The organism is Amycolatopsis sp. NPDC004625 (genome assembly GCF_040609695.1).
In the GTDB taxonomy this organism is placed as follows: Bacteria; Actinomycetota; Actinomycetes; order Mycobacteriales; family Pseudonocardiaceae; genus Amycolatopsis.
The window spans coordinates 148,935-165,648 of sequence record NZ_JBEXKX010000018.1 but is presented as its reverse complement, the minus strand read 5'-3'; the positions used below and the strand labels follow the sequence as shown (position 1 = coordinate 165,648).

Sequence of the window (16,714 nt, the reverse complement as noted above, 5' to 3'; positions counted from 1 at the left end):
GCGGGGGGGGCGTGCGCGGCGCCGGGGGGGGGGGGGGCGGGGGGGTTCCCGCCCGCCCCCCCGCCCGGTTTTCGCCGGTGACCGAAGATCCGCTGTCGGGCTGGAGGGGGCTTTCGCGCGCGGCGGCCCCCTCCAGCGTCAGGCCGTCGCCGGAACCGCGTAGTCCTTGACCGGCATCGAGTCGTGCAGGCGAACCCCGGCCGTGTTCAGCTTCGCCAGCGCCCGCGTCAGCCCGGCCGGCAACGCCGACACCAGCTGGCCGCCCCGGGCCAGGACCCGGACACCGGTGCGGGAGGACGGGATCAGGCTGCGGGCCGCGCCCACCGCGAACGCGCGGCTGCGGGCGACCAGCTCGCCCATCTCCTTTTCGTACGCGGCGAAGGCGCGCGTGTGGTCGCCGCCCGCCGTGGCCAGTTCCCCGGCCAGGGCGTACGCGCCCAGTACCGCCAGGCTGGTGCTGCCGCCGACCGCCGGGCCGGGGCAGTAGCCCGCGTCGCCGACCAGGGTGACCCGGCCGCGGGACCAGGTCCGCAGCTGCAGCTGGGTGATCGAGTCGAAGTAGAACGGGCCGCCGTCGTCCAGCTGCGCGAGCCAGCGGTCGACCTGCGGGTGCATGCCGGTGAACGCCGCCCGCAGCAGGTCCTTCTGGCGCGGGATGTCCCGGTGGTGGTAGGTGAGTTCCTCGTCGCGGCGGAACAGGAAGACCGCGCGGGCGTCGCTCATGTGCCGGGCGCTGTAGAGGGACGCGGTGCGGCCGGCGCCGAGGTGGGTGATCGCTTCGCCGTCGAGGCCGAGGGTGTCGGGCAGGGACAGCACGGCCAGGTAGGCGCCGATGAACCGCGTCAGCCCGGCTTCTTCGCCGAAGACCAGGCGCCGGACGTGGGAGTGCAGCCCGTCGGCGCCGACGACGACGTCGAACCGGCGGGGCGGGGCGTGCTCGAAGGTCACGTCGCCGTCGGGGGAGAGGGCGGTGATCGTGTCGCCGAAGAGGTACTCGACGTCTTCGCGGCCGGCGTCGTAGTAGATCTCGCTGAGGTCGTCGCGCATGACCTCGACGTGCCGGTCGGAGGCGGCCTGGAAGACCTTGGCCAGGTCCACCCGGATGGGGCGGCGGGCGCCTTCGCGGTGCACGGTCATCCGGGTGGTGCCGGTGGCCAGCGCTTCCACGCGCGGCAGCACGCCCATCCGTTCGGTGATGTCCACGGCGGGCCGGAACAGGTCGACGGCGTGGCCGCCGGTCTTGCGCAGCTGCGGGGCGCGCTCGACGACGGTGACGGCGAAGCCGCACCTGCTGGGCCAAGCAGCGCATCCTCGACGTCGCCCGCGACCTGTTCACCACCCAGGGCGTCCAGCGGACCAGCCTGCAGGACATCGCCGACCGCCTCCGCATCACCAAACCCGCGCTCTACTACCACTTCCCGTCCCGCGACGACGCCCCCGTGCGCGAGCTGATCGAAGGCTTCTTCGACTTCAACCACCGCCACCGCGGCGACGTGATCATGCTGCTGGCCGAGATGCCGACCCTGGCCGACCTCGGGCTCGTCGACCGGGTCCTGGGCTGGCGCACCCGGCTCACCCACCTGATCTGCGGCCCGTCACCCACGCTCGAACAGCAGGCCCGCGCCATCCTCGCCCTCGGCGGCCTGCAGGACGTCTGCATGCAGTTCCCCGACGCACCCGTCGGCGAACTCAAGGCCGCGGCGGTCGCCGGCGCCCTCGACGCGCTCGGCCGCTGAAAAAACTCCGGCCGCGCGTGTCGAGAACGCGCCGGCGGCTCCGTCCCCGGGACAGCAGCCCACCCCGACCGGAGGAGACGACCATGGAGCAGCACGAGATCGCCGAGATCCTGAACCGCCCGATCAGCCGCGAACTGCTCGCCCGCGACCTGACCCGCCTGGCCTACGTCGCGAAGGACGGCACCCCGCGCACGATCCCGATCGCCTTCACCTGGAACGGCTCGCAGATCGTCCTGTGCACGTCGAAGAACGCCCCGAAGCTGCCTTCGCTGCGCGCCAACCCGGCGGTCGCCCTCACCATCGACACCGAGGTGCACCCGCCCAAGATCCTGCTCATCCGCGGCCGCGCCGAACTCGACGTCGTCGACGGCATCCCGGACGAGTACCTGCAGATGAACGGCACCTACCAGATGTCGCCCGAGCAGCGGGTCGAATGGGAACGCGAGGTGCGCTCCCTCTACGACGGCATGGTCCGCATCGTCGTCACCCCGACCTGGGCCAAGCTGATCGACTTCGAGACCACCCTGCCCAGCGCGGTCGAGGAACTGGCCCGGCAACGCGCCGAGCGCGTCGGCTAACGAGCCGCGGCGCGCTCGATGATCGCTCCCGTGTCGACGCCGGCCGGGAGCGTGCCGAACGCGATGCCCCAGTCGCCGCCGAACCGGGACGCGCAGAACGCGTCGGCGACCGCCGGGTGGCCTTCGCGCACCAGCAGCGAACCCTGCAACACCAGCGCCATCGCCTCGACCAGCCGCCGCGCCCGGTACTCGAGGCCGTCCAGGTCGGTGAGCTCCTTGCGGAGGCGGTCGACGGCGTCGTCCAGCCGGGCGTCACCGCCGGCCGCCCGCCCGACCTCGGCGAAGAACGCCGCCACCGACTCCGGCTGCCGGCCCATCGCGCGCAACGCGTCCAGCGCGGCGACGTTGCCCGAGCCCTCCCAGATCGACGACAGCGGCGCCTCCCGGTAGAGCCGCGGCATGCCCGACTCCTCGACGTACCCGTTGCCGCCGAAGCATTCGAGCGCCTCCGCGGCGTGCACCGGCGCCCGCTTGCACACCCAGTACTTGGACACCGCCAGCCCCAGCCGCCGGAACGCCTGCTCCTGCGCGTCACCCGGCCGGTCGCCCGCCGCGGCCAGCCGCATCGCCACCGTCGTCGCCGCCTCGGCCTCCAGCACCAGGTCGGCCAGCACGTTCGCCATCAGCGGCTGGTCGGCCAGCGCCTTGCCGAACGCCCGCCGGTGGGTCGCGTGGTGCACCGCGCGCACCGCACCCAGCCGCATGCCCGACGCGCTGCCCAGCGTGCAGTCCAGCCGGGTGTTGTTGACCATCTCGATGATCGTGCGGACCCCACGGCCCTCCTCGCCGACCAGCCAGCCGACGGCGTTGTCGTACTCGATCTCCGAAGAGGCGTTCGACCGGTTGCCGAGCTTGTCCTTCAGCCGCTGCAGCCGGATCGCGTTGCGGGTGCCGTCGGGCAGGACGCGGGGGAGCAGGAAGCACGACAGCCCGCCGGGGGCCTGGGCCAGGGTGAGGAACAGGTCCGACATCGGCGCCGAGGTGAACCACTTGTGCCCGACCAGGGTGAAGCTGCCGTCCGCACTCGGCGTCGCGGTGGTCGTGTTCGCGCGGACGTCGGAGCCGCCCTGCTTCTCGGTCATCGACATGCCCGCGATCAGGCCGCGCTTGCCGCCGGGCTCGCGCAACCCGAAGTCGTACTCGGTCGCCGCCAGCAACGGCTCGTACCGCGCCGCCAGCTCCGGGTTCGCCCGCAGCGCCGGGACCGCCGCGTACGTCATCGAGATCGGGCAGCTGTGCCCGGCCTCGGCCTGGCTCCAGACGTAGAACTTCGCCGCCCGCGCCGCGTGCGCGCCCGGCCTGGAGTCCCGCCACGGCGTGCCGTGCATCCCGTGCGACACCGCGACCGTCATCAGCTCGTGCCAGTACGGGTGGAACTCGACCTCGTCGATCCGGTGCCCGTACCGGTCGTGCGTGCGCAGCACCGGCTCGTTCTCGTTGACCAGCCGGCCCCACTCCTGGACCTGCTCGCTGCCGGCCAGCCGGCCCAGCTCGTGCACCTCCTCGGCGGCCCAGCCGGCCCCGGCCCGCTCGAGCCCGGCCAGCAGCGCCGGGTCGTCGGCGACGTCGTGCCCCGCCAGCGGCGGAACCTGGTTGGTGACCTCATGCGTGACGGGCATCGGAACCTCCTAGAGCGCGCAGGATGAACGTGCGGAGCTCGGCGACGTCACCGGCGTTCCCGCTGGTCAACGGGCCGATCAGGACTTCGGCGGCGGCACCCACCAGCGCGGCGGCCGTCAACCGCCCGTCCTGGGGCGGCAGCACGCCTTGCCGCACCCCGGCGGCGACGTGCTCGGCGATGACTTCGGTGTAGGCGCGGCGGAACTCCAGCCGCTCGGCGTCGATGAGCGCATCGACCGGCTCGGCGAGCAGCGCGTACGCCTGCTTCGGCGCCTTCAGCGCGCGCTGGGCGAACGTCTCGACCGCCGCCAGCACCCGCTCGGCGGGCTCGCCCGCGGCCGCGGACGCCACCCGGACCGCCTCGACCTCCCGCGTCACCACCTGCCGGAAGACGTGCACCACCAGATCGGCCTTGGTGGGGAAGTGCCGGTAGACGCTGCCCACGGCAACCCCGGCACGTTCGGCGACCGCGGCCACGGAACACCCGCTGTAGCCGTGCTCGGCCAGCTGACGCGTAGCGGCGGCGACGATCGTTTCGCGCTGGGCGTCCAGGCGTTCCTGCACCTTCGGGGTGCGGCGGTAGGGCACGTCAAGAAGTGAAGCAGTGATTCACTGCTTCAGTCAACCTCGCCGGAACTCAGCCGACCCGCTTCACCAGGGCCACCAGGTACCGGCAGGGGAGCGACCCCGGGTTCGCGAACACACAGTCCGCCGCCGGCCCCAGCTGCAGGCAGTCCCCGGCCGCGAGTTCGTGGACCTCCGCGCCCTCGTGGAACCGCAGGTGTCCGGCCAGCACCCAGATCTGCTGGTGCAGGAACGCATACGTCCCCGACACCAGCGGCACCTCGACCCCCGGCGGCAGCTCCACCTCCACCAGCTCCAGCGGCCGCCCGGCCGCGGGGGAGACCGACCGCCGCCGGTACCCGGTATCCGGGTCCACCCACACCGGCTGCTCCGCCGCCCGCGCCAGCCGCCGCTCGTCCCCCTCTGCCCGCGCGATCAGCTCCGACAGCGTCAAGCCCAACGCAGCCGACAGCTTCGCCAGCAACGCCGCCGTCGGCTGGACGTCACCCCGCTCGATCTTGCCGATCATCGCCCGCGACACCCCCGACACCTCGGCCAGCGCCGCCACCGAAAGGCCGCGGGACGTCCGTGCCGCGTGCACCGTGGCGGCGAGGCGGGCAGTCAGGGGATCGGTCATAACTGTGGATACTATACGAGCCACCATGGCTACCATGTGAGCCATGATCCGACCTGCCGCCGAACACGACGCCGCCGCCTGCGCCCGCCTCTACGCGCCCTACGTCACCGACACCGCCGTCTCCTTCGAAACCGACCCGCCGGGCGCCGGCGAGCTGGCCCGCCGCATCGTCGGCGCCCACGCCTGGTTCGTCCTCGAAGACCACGGCCACATCGCCGGCTACGCCTACGCCACCCCCTTCGCCGCCCGCGCCGCCTACCGCTGGTCCTGCGAAACCAGCATCTACCTCGAACGCGGCCGCCGCCGCACCGGCGCCGGCCGCGCTCTCTACGAAGCCCTGTTCCACCGGTTGCGCGAACGCGGGTTCTGCCGCGCCTTCGCCGGCATGACCCTGCCGAACGAAGCCAGCGCCGGACTGCACCGCGCGCTCGGGTTCGAACCCGCCGGGGTCTACCGCCGCGTCGGCTGGAAGCACGGGGCCTGGCACGACGTCGCCTGGGTCCAGAAAGACCTACGCGCAACTGATGGTTGCGCATTGGCGCCCGTCGAGCTAACGTGACACGCAACCGAACGTTGCACAAGGAGACTCCGTGAACCACGGCACCCTCGAACGCGAAATCCACATCGACGCCCACCCCGACGTCGTCTTCGACGTCATCAGCAGCCCCGAACACCTCCGCGAATGGTGGCCCGACGAAGCCGAATACCCCGTCGAACCCGGGGGAGCAGGCCGCATCGCCTTCGGCGGGACCTGGGTCGGCTTCACCGTCGTCGACGCCATCCCCCCGAAACTCTTCTCCTTCCGCTGGACCCACGCACCGGGGGAGACCGCCGCACCCGGCAACTCCTTCCTCGTCGTCTTCGAACTCGAACCCACCGCCACCGGCACCCGCCTGAAGATGACCGAAACCGGCTTCCGCGAACGCGGCTGGGACGAAGCCAAGATCGCCGCCGAATACACCGACCACGAAAGCGGCTGGGACCACTTCCTGCCCCGCCTGCCGCAGCGCGCGGGAGCCATCCGGTGACCACCACCGTCGACGACGACCTCTGGTCCGCCATCGGCGACCCCACCCGCCGCCGCCTGCTCGACCTGCTGCTGACCGAGGGGAGCGGCACGGCGACCAGCCTCAGCGAACACCTCCCGGTCACCCGCCAGGCCGTCGCCAAGCACCTCACCGTCCTCGACCGCGCCGGCCTCGTGCACGCCCACAGCGCCGGCCGCGAAAAGCAGTTCCGCGTCGACGAAGACCAGCTCGCCCGCGCCGTCGCCCAGCTCACCGACGTCGGCACCGCCTGGGACGCCCGCCTCCGCCGCATCAAGCACATCGCCGAAACCATCGAAAGGAACCGCTAGAAATGGACATCCTGCACCGCATCGGCATCCGCACCAGCAGTCCCGAGCAGGTCTACGACGCGCTCACCACCATCGACGGCCTGGCCGGCTGGTGGACCGAGAAAACCGAGGGGGAGACCGAACTCGGCGGCGTCATCGCCTTCCGCTTCATCCCGGGCGGCTTCGACATGAAGGTCACCGAACTCGACCCGGGCCGGCTCGTCCGCTGGGAGGTCGTCGACGGGCCGCCCGAGTGGATCGGCACGACGATCCGCTGGGACATCGAGCAGCGCGACGACCACACGATCGTCCTGTTCAAGCACGAAGGCTGGCGCGAGGCCGTCGAGTTCATGCACCACTGCAGCACGAAGTGGGCCATCTACCTGATGAGCCTGAAGCAGCTCCTGGAGACCGGGGAAGGCGCCCCGGCACCGCGGGACGTGATGATCAGCGACTGGCACTGACGTTACTTGACATAATGTACATTATCGGCACTTGGTGACGTGCTGGACCGAGGGCCGAGAGGGGCAAGAGAACCGGGGCCGGCGCCGCGCGTGCAGGAGTGCGTTCACTTCGCCAGAACGGCTCCTGAGGCGGTTGTGTCGACCACGCATGGGAGCAGGACCCCGAAACAGCGCCTTGAGGGGCCGCCTGGGATCCCCTGAGAGGCGCGAGTCCGATGTCCGGTCACCCGACCGTAAAACGTCACGGTGACGAAACTGCGGAAGGTTCCAGGTCTCGGAGTCAGCGCGTTGGGCGCCGAATCGCCCTTGATGTTCAGCCCGCCGGCCCGCTTGACGGCCAGCGCCCCGACCTGGCGTTTCGTCGAACATATGTGCGCATCTCGCGCTGTGACGCGTCAGGGAGGGCTGAAACGGCCCTCGGAGAACCTCGGATCCCCCAGGGAGTAGCTCCCGGGTCCACCCGGTGTTTCATGCATAATTGCGGTTATGCATCAAACACCGGGTGACGGACCGGGCACGGAAACTGTCGGTGGTGTGCGGTACAAGATCCACATGAAGGTTTCCGAGGCGCAGCAAGCCTTCTTCGCCGCTCGCCGTCCCCGCAAGGACTCCCCGCACACCACCGACGCCTACCGCCGGGACCTCGCCGGGATCACCACTCTCCTGGTTTCGGAGCTCGGCCGCCCGGCCGAGGAGCTGGAGGTCGCCGACCTGACCGGGCCGGCGCTGCGGGCGGCGTTCGGCGTGTTCGCCGACGGGCACGCGAAGAGCTCGGTGCTGCGGGCGTGGTCGACGTGGAACCAGTTCCTGACCTTCTGCGTGGCCGACGGGCTCCTGGCGGGCAATCCGATGGGTGCGGTGGCGCGGCCGCGGACGCCGGCGTTGACGCCGAAGCCGTTGCGGGGCGAGGAAACGCCGGAGCAGCTGCTGTCGGCGGCGGCCGCGGGGTCGCGGCGCGCGCGGGATCCGTGGCCGGAGCGGGACGTGCTGGTGATCGCGCTGGGGCTGGTGGCGGGGTTGCGGGCGGCGGAGATGCGGGCGTTGACGTCGCGGTCGCTGGTGGGGCGTGCGGGTGAGCTGCGGTTGCACGTGAAGGGGAAGGGCAGCCGGGACCGGTCGATCCCGGTGCAGCCGGTGCTGGCGGAGCTGATCGAGCGGTACCGGGAGTCGTGCCGGGTGCGGTTTCCGAGTGTGCGGTTCTCCCCCGGTTCGCCGTTGCTGCTGGACCGGGTGGGTGAGCCGATCGGGCGGGGTGCGCTGGAGTACCTGGTGAAGTCGTGTTACCGGGGTGCGGGGTTGCACGACCGGGTGCCGGTGGGGGCGAATCTGCACGCGTTGCGGCACACGTTCGCGACGCGGCTGGCGGAGGACGGGGCGACGGCGTCGGAGATCATGGCGTTGCTGGGGCACGCGAGTTTGGCGACGAGCCAGAACTACATCGAGGCGACGGGCCGGGAGCAGCGTGCGGCGGCGGCGAGCAACCGGACGTACCGGGCGTTGGACGGGCTGGGCTGAGGGGCCTGGTCGTGAGTGGAAAGGAGCGTTCTAACTCGCTTTTCCACTCACGAGGGGTCAGCGGAGTTGTTCGAGGTCCTTGGCGGCGCGGGCGATTTCGGCGGCGAGGCTGCGGAGTTCGCGGGTGTCGGCGCCGTCGTCGGCGGCGGTGACGATGTCTTCGGCGGCGCAGCGGAGCTGGAAGAGGCGGTCCTGCAGGGCGGCGATTTCGGTGTCGGAGAGGACGACGGCGTCTTCGGGGAGGCCGCTGCGCTGGAGGGCGGTGCGGCGTTCGTAGGCGCGCTGGCGGCAGGACTGGCCGCAGTAGCGGCGGCGGCGGCCGACGTTGCCGCCTTCGGGGAGGCGCCGTCCGCACCAGCCGCAGTGCTTGGGCGCGCCTCGGCGGCCCGGGGCGAGTTCGATCGTGGTCGGCTGGGTCAGTTCGGCGGCTTCCCTCACCCGGGAGACCCTAGCTGGCCACCGGTTGCTCATGCCGGGGTCATGGCGGAAGGGCACACTTGGGGGATGCAGGCGTCGTTTCCGTACCTGGCCGATCCGCTCCCCCGTGCGTTCGCTCACCGGGGGTGGCACCTCGGTGAGCTGGCGGGGCTGGAGAATTCGCTGCCGGCGTTCCGGCGGGCGTGTGCGGAGGGGTACCGGTACCTCGAGACGGATGTGCACGCGACGGCGGACGGGGTGGTGGTGGTGCACCACGACGCGAGCCTGGACCGGACGACGGACGGGGCGGGGCTGATCGCGGCGCAGACGTGGGAGCAGCTGAAGCGCGTCAAGGTGGGTGGGAAGGTGCCGCTGTCGCGGCTGGAGGACGTGCTGGAGGAGCTGCCGGACGCGCGGTTCAACGTGGACGTGAAGGCGGATCGGGCGGTGGAGCCGTTCGTGCGGGTGCTGGAGCGGGCGAAGGCGTTCGACCGGGTGGCGGGGGCGGCGTTTTCGGATGCGCGGCTGGTGCGGTTGCGGAAGCTGGCGGGGCCGCGGCTGGTGACGGCGATGGGGCCGCGGTCGGCGTTCGCGTTGTGGGTGCGGGGGAAGCTGCCGCTGCTCCCCCTGGGCCGGCTGGTGCTGGGGGCGATGGCGCAGGTGCCGGTGCGGCAGGGGGCGTTGCGGGTGGTGGACAAGGCGTTCGTGTCGATCGCGGGGCGGTCCGGGATCGAGGTGCACACGTGGACGATCGACGATCCGGCGGAGATGCGGATGCTGCTGGATCTGGGGGTGCACGGGATCGTGACGGATCGGCCGGATCTGCTGCGTGAGGTGTTGATCGAGCGGGGTGCGTGGCAGCGTTCGCAGGAGTCGTGAGTGAGTAACAGTGTTAGAACACTGTTACTCACTCACGAGGGGGTCAGCGGGGTGGTTTGCCGGTCCAGGCGGCGTCCCAGGTTTTGGGGCCGAGGAGGCCGCTGTCCTTGATGCCGTTGGCGCGCTGGAGGTCGACGACGGCGGTGCGGGTCTTTTCGTAGTAGCAGCCGGTGCCGCTGAAGCCGTAGCCGAAGGCGTTCATGCGGAGCTGGAAGGTTTTGAGCGGGGCGGCGCAGTCGCCGTAGTTGTAGACGACGCCGGGCCAGGCGGGGCGGGGGCCGCCGGGGCCCGGGGGTGGTGCGGGGAGGCCGCCGCCGCCGATGTAGGCGGCTTCGGCGTAGGCGGGGACGCGTTTGCTGCGGGCGTCGGCGTCGCCGGCGAGTTTGAGGGTGCCGGCGCACTGCCAGGGTTGCCAGCCGCGCATGCGGTAGAGGTAGAGGGCGCGGTAGTCCTGTTCGGCGGGGGCGGCCTGGTCGGGGCGGCCGGGTCCGCCGACGCTGCGCCAGGTGGGCAGGTCGAACTGGTAGGCGCCGTAGTAGCCGTTGCCGGTGTTGGTGGCGTAGCGGTTGCTGGACTCGCACATGCGGAGCTTGGCCCAGGTGGTGGAGGCGGGGTCGGCGGCGGCGACGCCGGGGGTGGTGAGGGGCAGAGCCGTGACGGCGAGCGCGAGGAGCAGGGTTCTCAGCACGGTGCGCCGGCGGTTCTGGATCATGCGAGCACAGTAGGAGCGTGTCCCGTTGTCCACAACAGACACAGTGCGCCCATCAGTCTCACATGGAACACCGTTCACATTTGTCAGCGACACGCGGTGGCGGGTGGAGGCGGGTGGGCCGGATGATCACCGGGAGACGAACCGGACACGGTTTGGGTGGTGCGGTGACCGGGGTGCGGGGTGGCCCGTAGTCTCCGCGCTGACCTGGTGGTTTTCGAGGTGAAGGAGCCGTGGATGACGCTGGCCGGGACGCGCTCGACCCAGCGCGAGCGCTGGGGCTGGTATTTCTACGACTGGGCCAATTCGCCGTTCTATTCGTCGTCGACGACGGTGTTCGGTGCGCTGTCGATGAGCTCGATCGCGGCGGAGGACGCGAAGACGAACTTCACCCTTAACGGGGATCGTCCGTGCGTGGACGCGTCGGGCGCGGCGGACACCCTGCAGCACTGCGACGTGACGTTGTTCGGGCTGCACTTCCCGGCGGGCTCGGTGTGGGGGTACCTGCTGTCGGTGGCGACGGTGGTGCAGGTGCTGGTGCTGCCGATCGCCGGTGCGGTGGCCGACCGCAGCCACAACAAGCGGCGGATCCTGGGCGGGTTCGCGTTCCTGGGGGCGGCCGCGGCAGCAGCGATGTTCTTCCTGGCCGGGTCGGACTGGCAGCTGGGTGTGGTGCTGTTCGTCGTGGCGAACATCGGGTACGGGGGTTCGCTGGTCGTCTACTACTCGTTCCTGGTCGACATCGGCGGGCCGGACGAGCGGGACGACATCTCGGCGAAGGGGTGGGCGTTCGGGTACCTGGGTGGCGGGCTGGCGCTGGCGTTGCAGCTGGGGTTCTACCTCGGGCACGACGCGTTCGGCGTGAGCAAGGGCATGGCGGTGCAGATCTGCTTCCTGACGTCGGGGCTGTGGTGGGCGGCGTTCACGGTGCCGGCGGTGCGGGCGCTCCCCCGGCGGCACACGCCGGTCGACGTCGTGCCGGGGCGTTCGGTGCTGCGGGCGGGGTTCGCTGAGCTGCGGCAGACGCTGGTGGCGGCGAAGGCGTACCCGTTGACGCTGGCGTTCCTGGGCAGCTACCTGGTCTTCACCGACGGGATCAACACGGTGGTGACGGTGTCGGCGCAGTACGGCAAGGACGAGCTGGGGTTCGGCAACGAGGTGCTGATCGTCACGATCCTGGTGATCCAGTTCGTGGCGTACCTGGGTGGGACGCTGCACGGGCTGGTGGCGCGGCGGCTCGGGGCGAAGCGGACGATCCTGGGCAGTCTGGTGCTGTGGGTGGTGGTGCTGGCCGGGGCGTACTTCGTGCAGCCGGAGCAGCTGGTGCAGTTCCTGGCGGTGGCGGTGGGGATCGGGCTGGTGCTGGGCGGGACGAACGCGTTGTCGCGGTCGTTGTTCAGCCAGATGATCCCGGCGGGAAAGGACGCGCAGTACTACTCGCTCTACGTCGTGGGTGAGCGCGGGACGTCGTGGCTGGGTCCGCTGGTGTTCGCCGGGGTCGGGCAGGCGACGGGGTCGTTCCGGCTGGCGATCGTGGCGCTGGTGGTGTTCTTCGCGGCGGGGCTGGTGCTGGTGGCGCTGGTGCCGGTGCGGCGGGCGATCGTGGCGGCGGGCAACCGGCCGCCGGAGGTGCTGTGACGGCCGGGGGCCGGTTGTACCGGGCTGTCCGGGCCGGGTCGTGGCGCACCGATAGGGTCGGGCGTCGTGACCTTGCTCAACGACCCACCCGCCGGCCCCGATCCCACGGACGCCCTGTCGTCGGTTCCCGCGGCCGGTTCGCGCCGCGGGACGCCGCCGGTGGGCAGGCTGAAGTTCTGCTACGGGCCGATGGACTGCGGGAAGTCGACCCTGGCGCTGCAGATCGACCACAACCACGCGCGGCAGGGCCGGCGGGGGCTGGTGCTGGTGCGCCACGACCGGTCGGGTGCGCCGCAGATCTCCAGCCGGATCGGGCTGACCCGGCAGGCGGTGGAGGTCGGCGAGGACACCGACGTCCGTGACCTGGTGCGGCGGGAGTGGGCGCGGGGGCAGCACGTGGACTACGTCGTGGTGGACGAGGCGCAGTTCCTCTCCCCCGGGCAGGTCGACCAGCTGGCGGAGCTGGCCGACGAGGTCGAGATCGACGTGTACTGCTTCGGGATCGCCACGGACTTCCGGAGCCGGTTGTTCCCGGGGGCCGCTCGTCTGTTCGAACTGGCGGACGAGTTGCAGCCGGTTCAGGTCGAGGTGCTGTGCTGGTGCGGGCTGTCCGGGCGGTTCAACGCGCGGGTGGTGGACGGCGAGGTCGTGCGCGAGGGCGATACCGTCGTGGTGGCAGATACCGAACAATCCGTAGTTGAAACTTCAGCTTCAGCACGTTTCGAGGCCGAATTCGCTACTGTGCGTTATCAGGTATTGTGTCGGCGCCACTTTCGATCGGGTGACTTGGGCGCGGTTACCGCTCATCACGGTCAGTTACGGTTGACCTGAGCGAGACGCGAGTAGCCCATCCGGGGGATATCAGCACTAAGAAGGCCGTATTGACGTCACGCCGGAGCGCGAAACGCCTCCTACTAGAGGAAGCTGATCCCGGCGGGTGACGCAGCTCATCGTGAGCAACGACATGGTGTCCTGGGAATCCTCCCGGGGCCTCGGTCGTTGCATAGGGTGAGCATCACCCTGGCTCCACCCCGGAGCTGACTGAAAGGACCCCATCATGGCCGACCGTGTTCTTCGTGGAAGCCGGCTGGGAGCGGTCAGCTACGAGACCGACCGCAACCACGACCTCGCTCCACGCCGCACCGTGCGCTACGCCTGCCCCAAGAACCACGAGTTCGAGGTGCCGTTCTCCGACGACGCCGAGATCCCGACGGTCTGGGAATGCCGGCTGCACGGCAGCGAATCGGAGATCGTCGATGGCGGGCAGCCCGAGCAGAAGAAGGTCAAGCCGCCGCGCACCCACTGGGACATGCTGCTCGAGCGGCGCACGATCCCCGAGCTCGAGGACCTGCTCAACGAACGTCTCGCCGAGCTGAAGGGCCGCCGGACCTCCCGGTCGGCGTGACCCAGCGGAACTCGGCCCAGTAGCCCAGCTCTCACCACAACGGAAAGGCCCCCGCGACCTCCCCCCGCGGGGGCCTTTCGCCTGCCCGGACCAACCCAGGGGGTCGGCTCGCGTACCCCGACAGTCGGCTGGCGTACCTGGAGCGTCGGCTGGCGTACCTGGACGGTCGGCTCGCCGGCCGGCCCTCTGGGTACGCGAACCGACTCCCCCGGTACGTCAACCGACCCTCTGGGTACGCCAGCCGGCCGGGCGGGTGCGGGTCAGGGGGTGCGGAAGGGGCCGTGCAGGGCGGCCCACTGCAGGAGCATGATCGTCTTGGCGTCCGCGATCTCGCCCGTGGTGATCATCTCCAGGGCTTTCGGGAACGGGAGCTCCAGGACCTCGATGTCCTCGCCCTCCTCCGCCAGGCCACCGCCGGGGCCGCGGCCGGCCGGGTCGTAGGGCGCCGCGTAGCAGTGCAGGCGCTCGGTGACCGAGCCCGGGCTCGTGTAGACGTCGAACACGTGCTCCAGCGAGCCGATGCGGACGCCGGTCTCCTCCTCCGCTTCGCGGCGGATCGCCGTTTCCGGGTCTTCGGCGTCCAGCAGGCCGGCGGCCGTCTCGACGAACATGCCGTCCGGGTGGTCGTTGACGTAGACCGGGTAGCGGAACTGGCGGGTCAGCAGGACCGTGCCGCCGGCGGGGTCGTAGAGCAGCACCGTCGCGCCGTTGCCGCGGTCGTAGGTCTCGCGCCGCTCGGTCGTCCAGCGGCCGTCGGCGTGCTGGTAGTCGAACGTCGTGCGGCGGAGTACGTACCAGGCCGAGGACAGCAGCTCCACATCGGTGACCCGGACCCGCGGGTTGCGGGACAGGCTTGTCGAAGAGGTCATGCCGCGACCATAATGTGCACGACTCGGAAGAAACAAGGAGGATCGTGCATGCTGGTCGCGGAACGCCGTGAACTGCTGCTCACCCGGCTCGCCGCCGACGGCAAGGTGCTGGCCAAGGACGTCGCCGCCGAACTGGGCGTCTCCGAGGACAGCATCCGGCGTGACCTGCGCGACCTGGCCGCCGCCGGGCTCTGCCAGCGCGTCTACGGCGGCGCCCTGCCCGTCTCCCCCGCCCTCGCCGACTACGCCGGCCGCACGGCCATCGCCGTCGACGGCAAGCAGCGGGTCGCCGCGGTCGCCGCCGGGCTGGTCCGCCCCGGCTCCACGGTCATCCTCGACGGCGGCACGACCACCCTGGCCGTCGCGAACGCCCTGCCCGCGGACCTGGAGGCCACCGTCGTCACCCACAGCCCGACCGTCGCGGTCGCGTTGCTCGACCACCACGGCATCGAGGTCTTCCTGCTCGGCGGGCGGCTGTTCCGGCACTCCGCCGTCACCTGCGGCGCCGCCGCGGCCGAGGCCGCCCAGGCGATCAGCGCCGACGTCTTCCTGCTCGGCGTCACCGGCGTCCACCCCGAGGCCGGTCTCACCACCGGCGACGCCGACGAAGCCGCGATGAAACGCGCACTCGCCCGGCGCGCGGCCGACACCTACGTGCTGGCCAGCGCCGAGAAGCTCGGCACGGCCTCGCGGTTCACCGTGCTGCCTTTCGCCGACGTCGCCGGTGTCATCACCGACGCCGACGACCAGAACGTGCAGAAACTTGCAGACCAGGGTGTGGTGATCCTGCCGGCGTGACCTCGGTGTACCACTCGCGGCCCGCCACCAGCCCGAACAGCGGCGCCGGCAGCCACACCAGCAGCCGCAGCACCGCCGACAGCCGCCCGGTGCCGCGCACGTCGGACACGTGCGCGGCCAGCGCCGCCTGCTTGCGCCCGGCGAACCGCCGCACGTCGAACCGGTGGGTGACCGCGGCAGCCGGGCTGTAGGCGTGTTCGAGCGCTTCGACGTCGTAGTCGAACGGGATCCGCAGCGTCCGGACCACCCGCACGAACCGCAGCGCGAAGTCCCGCGGCAGGGTGGCCTCCAGCAACCGCGTCCCGGTCAGCCGCGCCGCCCGCCGGGCGACGTCGTGCACCTTCACGTGGTCGCGGTGCCCGTAACCGCCGTTGCCGTCGTAACCGAGCAGCAGGTCGGCGCGCTCTTCGTGCAGCAGGGCCGCAAGCCGGTGCGCGGCCTCTTCGGTGTCCGCGCGGGCGAAGCGCTGCCGTCCGGGCGGGTCCGCGTACAGCGCGGGACCGTGGCCGCTGTCGGCGTAGCCCAGGTGCACGACCCGGCGGACGCCGAGGATGGCCGCGGCGGCCTCCAGTTCGGCCCAGCGCGGGGTCGGGTGCTCGGCGGCCATGCCGTCGGTGGCCACCACGACCACCACCCGGTGCCCGTCGGCCGCGGCACGGGCCAGCGTGCCGCCGGAGAGCAGGACCGGGTCGTCGGCGTGGGCGTGGAAGGCCACGATGGTCGTCATCGGCCCCATGATGGCCGACAACGCGGGCGAACGGGGCTCAGGCGCGCTTGAGGAGCCGGCGCAGCTGGTGCCAGCGGCGCTCGAGGCCCCACTTCGCCACCCGCAGGAACGCCTCCTGGATGATCGAACCGTTCATCTTCGACTCGCCGATCTCGCGCTCGGTGAAGGTGATCGGGACCTCGACGATCTCGAAACCGGCCTCGTCGGTGCGGATGGTCAGGTCGATCTGGAAGCAGTAGCCGTGCGAGTTGACCTCGTCCAGGGCCAGCTTCTCCAGCACCGGACGGCGGTAGGCGCGGAAGCCGGCGGTGATGTCGCGCGTACGCATGCCGAGCGCGAGCTGCGAGTAGATGTTCGCACCGCGGGACAGGATCTGGCGCTTGACCGGCCAGTTCACCACCGCGCCGCCCGGCACGTACCGCGAGCCGATCGCGAGGTCGGCGTCGCCGACCGCGTCCAGCAGCCGCGGCAGGTCCTCCGGCGCGTGCGAGCCGTCGGCGTCCATCTCGACGATCGTGTTGTACTCCCGCGCCAGGCCCCAGCGGAAGCCGGCGATGTAGGCCGCGCCCAGGCCGGCCTTCTCGGTGCGGTGCAGCACGTGGACGTGCTCGTTCGCCGCCGCGCGCTCGTCGGCGAGCTCGCCGGTGCCGTCCGGGCTGCCGTCGTCCACCACGAGCACGTGCACGTCCGGGAGTGCCTTGTGCAGGCGGTCCAGGATCGGGCCGAGGTTCTCCCGCTCGTTGTAGGTCGGGATCACCACCAGCACCGGCTCGATTCCCCGGGCCCCCCGCGGCGCCTGCGACATCCGTGCTCCTCCGATAT

21 protein-coding genes and 1 pseudogene are annotated in these 16,714 nt (G+C 71.2%); 13 read left to right on the top strand and 9 right to left on the bottom strand.

All coding sequences use genetic code 11. From position 1 onward, the window contains the following. Positions 1–138: 138 nt before the first annotated feature. Positions 139–1,248 (bottom strand): FAD-dependent monooxygenase, encoded by a 1,110-nt coding sequence (locus tag ABZW17_RS22455; protein WP_354817241.1) that lies wholly within the window; start codon positions 1,246–1,248, stop codon positions 139–141. Positions 1,249–1,307: 59 nt separating this feature from the next. Between ABZW17_RS22455 and ABZW17_RS22450 the strand changes: the two are divergent. The 3 genes and pseudogenes from ABZW17_RS22450 to ABZW17_RS22440 all read left to right on the top strand — a co-directional run. Further along, positions 1,308–1,373: pseudogene (locus ABZW17_RS22450) on the top strand (TetR/AcrR family transcriptional regulator); the annotation flags it as partial. Between the two features lie 66 nt (positions 1,374–1,439). After that, positions 1,440–1,736: a hypothetical protein gene (locus tag ABZW17_RS22445; RefSeq protein ID WP_354817232.1), complete on the top strand. Its 297-nt coding sequence runs from the start codon at positions 1,440–1,442 to the stop codon at positions 1,734–1,736. Positions 1,737–1,819: 83 nt separating this feature from the next. Beyond that, positions 1,820–2,314, top strand: a complete 495-nt coding sequence (locus ABZW17_RS22440) for a pyridoxamine 5'-phosphate oxidase family protein (RefSeq protein ID WP_354817229.1) — start codon at positions 1,820–1,822, stop codon at positions 2,312–2,314. Here the strand turns inward: ABZW17_RS22440 and ABZW17_RS22435 are convergent. The 3 genes from ABZW17_RS22435 to ABZW17_RS22425 are packed head-to-tail and all read right to left on the bottom strand — an operon-like array spanning position 2,311 to position 5,135. Then, positions 2,311–3,933, bottom strand: a complete 1,623-nt coding sequence (locus ABZW17_RS22435) for an acyl-CoA dehydrogenase family protein (protein WP_354817226.1) — start codon at positions 3,931–3,933, stop codon at positions 2,311–2,313. The genes ABZW17_RS22440 and ABZW17_RS22435 overlap by 4 nt on opposite strands. Next, a complete protein-coding gene (locus ABZW17_RS22430) occupies positions 3,917–4,522 on the bottom strand; it encodes a TetR/AcrR family transcriptional regulator (RefSeq protein WP_354817223.1) in 606 nt (201 codons plus the stop codon). The genes ABZW17_RS22435 and ABZW17_RS22430 overlap by 17 nt, the downstream gene beginning before the upstream one ends. A gap of 49 nt (positions 4,523–4,571) precedes the next feature. After that, a complete protein-coding gene (locus ABZW17_RS22425; RefSeq protein ID WP_354817220.1) occupies positions 4,572–5,135 on the bottom strand; it encodes a helix-turn-helix domain-containing protein in 564 nt (187 codons plus the stop codon). A gap of 43 nt (positions 5,136–5,178) precedes the next feature. On the opposite strand from ABZW17_RS22425, the gene ABZW17_RS22420 reads away from it, so the two are divergent. The 5 genes from ABZW17_RS22420 (at position 5,179) to ABZW17_RS22400 (ending at position 8,450) form a co-directional block, all read left to right on the top strand. After that, positions 5,179–5,694, top strand: coding sequence for an N-acetyltransferase family protein (locus ABZW17_RS22420; RefSeq protein WP_354817218.1), 516 nt, complete (start codon positions 5,179–5,181; stop codon positions 5,692–5,694). A 31-nt stretch (positions 5,695–5,725) separates the two neighbouring features. Continuing rightward, on the top strand, positions 5,726–6,163 hold the full coding sequence (locus ABZW17_RS22415) for an SRPBCC domain-containing protein (protein ID WP_354817216.1): 438 nt from the start codon (positions 5,726–5,728) through the stop codon (positions 6,161–6,163). Next, positions 6,160–6,492, top strand: a complete 333-nt coding sequence (locus tag ABZW17_RS22410; RefSeq protein WP_354817214.1) for a helix-turn-helix domain-containing protein — start codon at positions 6,160–6,162, stop codon at positions 6,490–6,492. Before ABZW17_RS22415 ends, ABZW17_RS22410 begins: the two co-directional genes overlap by 4 nt. 2 nt (positions 6,493–6,494) lie before the next feature. Further along, positions 6,495–6,935 carry an SRPBCC domain-containing protein gene (locus ABZW17_RS22405; protein WP_354817212.1) on the top strand — a complete coding sequence of 147 codons (441 nt, stop codon included), beginning with the start codon at positions 6,495–6,497 and terminating at the stop codon, positions 6,933–6,935. Between the two features lie 534 nt (positions 6,936–7,469). Further along, positions 7,470–8,450: a tyrosine-type recombinase/integrase gene (locus ABZW17_RS22400; RefSeq protein ID WP_354817210.1), complete on the top strand. Its 981-nt coding sequence runs from the start codon at positions 7,470–7,472 to the stop codon at positions 8,448–8,450. A 57-nt stretch (positions 8,451–8,507) separates the two neighbouring features. Here the strand turns inward: ABZW17_RS22400 and ABZW17_RS22395 are convergent, their stop codons facing one another. Further along, positions 8,508–8,888, bottom strand: a complete 381-nt coding sequence (locus tag ABZW17_RS22395) for a hypothetical protein (RefSeq protein WP_354817207.1) — start codon at positions 8,886–8,888, stop codon at positions 8,508–8,510. Between the two features lie 66 nt (positions 8,889–8,954). Here ABZW17_RS22395 and ABZW17_RS22390 point away from each other — a divergent pair, with 66 nt between their 5' ends. Then, entirely contained in the window at positions 8,955–9,746 is a 792-nt protein-coding gene (locus ABZW17_RS22390; protein ID WP_354817204.1) for a glycerophosphodiester phosphodiesterase, read from the top strand. 43 nt (positions 9,747–9,789) lie between these two features. On the opposite strand, the gene ABZW17_RS22385 is transcribed toward ABZW17_RS22390, so the two are convergent. After that, positions 9,790–10,458 carry a transglycosylase family protein gene (locus tag ABZW17_RS22385; protein WP_354817201.1) on the bottom strand — a complete coding sequence of 223 codons (669 nt, stop codon included), beginning with the start codon at positions 10,456–10,458 and terminating at the stop codon, positions 9,790–9,792. Between the two features lie 234 nt (positions 10,459–10,692). Between ABZW17_RS22385 and ABZW17_RS22380 the strand changes: the two genes are divergently transcribed. The 3 genes from ABZW17_RS22380 to ABZW17_RS22370 all read left to right on the top strand — a co-directional run bounded on the left by ABZW17_RS22380 (position 10,693) and on the right by ABZW17_RS22370 (position 13,498). Next, the gene (locus tag ABZW17_RS22380) at positions 10,693–12,093 is read left to right on the top strand and encodes an MFS transporter (protein ID WP_354817238.1); all 1,401 of its coding nucleotides are present in this window, start codon (positions 10,693–10,695) and stop codon (positions 12,091–12,093) included. Between the two features lie 66 nt (positions 12,094–12,159). Then, a complete protein-coding gene (locus tag ABZW17_RS22375) occupies positions 12,160–12,924 on the top strand; it encodes a thymidine kinase (RefSeq protein ID WP_354817198.1) in 765 nt (254 codons plus the stop codon). 226 nt (positions 12,925–13,150) lie between these two features. Further along, positions 13,151–13,498, top strand: a complete 348-nt coding sequence (locus tag ABZW17_RS22370) for an RNA polymerase-binding protein RbpA (RefSeq protein ID WP_003081521.1) — start codon at positions 13,151–13,153, stop codon at positions 13,496–13,498. Between the two features lie 260 nt (positions 13,499–13,758). Here ABZW17_RS22370 and ABZW17_RS22365 read toward each other — a convergent pair whose 3' ends face one another. Continuing rightward, entirely contained in the window at positions 13,759–14,367 is a 609-nt protein-coding gene (locus tag ABZW17_RS22365) for an NUDIX domain-containing protein (RefSeq protein WP_354817195.1), read from the bottom strand. Between the two features lie 48 nt (positions 14,368–14,415). On the opposite strand from ABZW17_RS22365, the gene ABZW17_RS22360 reads away from it, so the two are divergent. Next, positions 14,416–15,165: a DeoR/GlpR family DNA-binding transcription regulator gene (locus ABZW17_RS22360; RefSeq protein WP_354817192.1), complete on the top strand. Its 750-nt coding sequence runs from the start codon at positions 14,416–14,418 to the stop codon at positions 15,163–15,165. Here the strand turns inward: ABZW17_RS22360 and ABZW17_RS22355 are convergent. Together ABZW17_RS22355 and ABZW17_RS22350 are read right to left on the bottom strand one after the other, a co-directional pair. After that, positions 15,098–15,892 carry a PIG-L family deacetylase gene (locus tag ABZW17_RS22355; RefSeq protein ID WP_354817189.1) on the bottom strand — a complete coding sequence of 265 codons (795 nt, stop codon included), beginning with the start codon at positions 15,890–15,892 and terminating at the stop codon, positions 15,098–15,100. The two genes, ABZW17_RS22360 and ABZW17_RS22355, sit on opposite strands and share 68 nt — an antisense overlap. A 37-nt stretch (positions 15,893–15,929) precedes the next feature. Then, positions 15,930–16,697: a polyprenol monophosphomannose synthase gene (locus ABZW17_RS22350; RefSeq protein WP_354817186.1), complete on the bottom strand. Its 768-nt coding sequence runs from the start codon at positions 16,695–16,697 to the stop codon at positions 15,930–15,932. Positions 16,698–16,714 lie beyond the last annotated feature (17 nt).

What these genes read in the sequence shown, in the direction of transcription:
- ABZW17_RS22440 (WP_354817229.1), top strand. Translation starts at nt 1,820, where the DNA reads ATGGAGCAGCACGAGATCGCCGAGATCCTGAACCGCCCGATCAGCCGC.
- ABZW17_RS22435 (WP_354817226.1), bottom strand. Translation starts at nt 3,933, where the DNA reads ATGCCCGTCACGCATGAGGTCACCAACCAGGTTCCGCCGCTGGCGGGG.
- ABZW17_RS22425 (WP_354817220.1), bottom strand. Translation starts at nt 5,135, where the DNA reads ATGACCGATCCCCTGACTGCCCGCCTCGCCGCCACGGTGCACGCGGCA.
- ABZW17_RS22420 (WP_354817218.1), top strand. Translation starts at nt 5,179, where the DNA reads ATGATCCGACCTGCCGCCGAACACGACGCCGCCGCCTGCGCCCGCCTC.
- ABZW17_RS22405 (WP_354817212.1), top strand. Translation starts at nt 6,495, where the DNA reads ATGGACATCCTGCACCGCATCGGCATCCGCACCAGCAGTCCCGAGCAG.
- ABZW17_RS22390 (WP_354817204.1), top strand. Translation starts at nt 8,955, where the DNA reads ATGCAGGCGTCGTTTCCGTACCTGGCCGATCCGCTCCCCCGTGCGTTC.
- ABZW17_RS22385 (WP_354817201.1), bottom strand. Translation starts at nt 10,458, where the DNA reads ATGATCCAGAACCGCCGGCGCACCGTGCTGAGAACCCTGCTCCTCGCG.
- ABZW17_RS22380 (WP_354817238.1), top strand. Translation starts at nt 10,693, where the DNA reads ATGACGCTGGCCGGGACGCGCTCGACCCAGCGCGAGCGCTGGGGCTGG.
- ABZW17_RS22370 (WP_003081521.1), top strand. Translation starts at nt 13,151, where the DNA reads ATGGCCGACCGTGTTCTTCGTGGAAGCCGGCTGGGAGCGGTCAGCTAC.
- ABZW17_RS22365 (WP_354817195.1), bottom strand. Translation starts at nt 14,367, where the DNA reads ATGACCTCTTCGACAAGCCTGTCCCGCAACCCGCGGGTCCGGGTCACC.
- ABZW17_RS22360 (WP_354817192.1), top strand. Translation starts at nt 14,416, where the DNA reads ATGCTGGTCGCGGAACGCCGTGAACTGCTGCTCACCCGGCTCGCCGCC.
- ABZW17_RS22355 (WP_354817189.1), bottom strand. Translation starts at nt 15,892, where the DNA reads ATGACGACCATCGTGGCCTTCCACGCCCACGCCGACGACCCGGTCCTG.
- ABZW17_RS22350 (WP_354817186.1), bottom strand. Translation starts at nt 16,697, where the DNA reads ATGTCGCAGGCGCCGCGGGGGGCCCGGGGAATCGAGCCGGTGCTGGTG.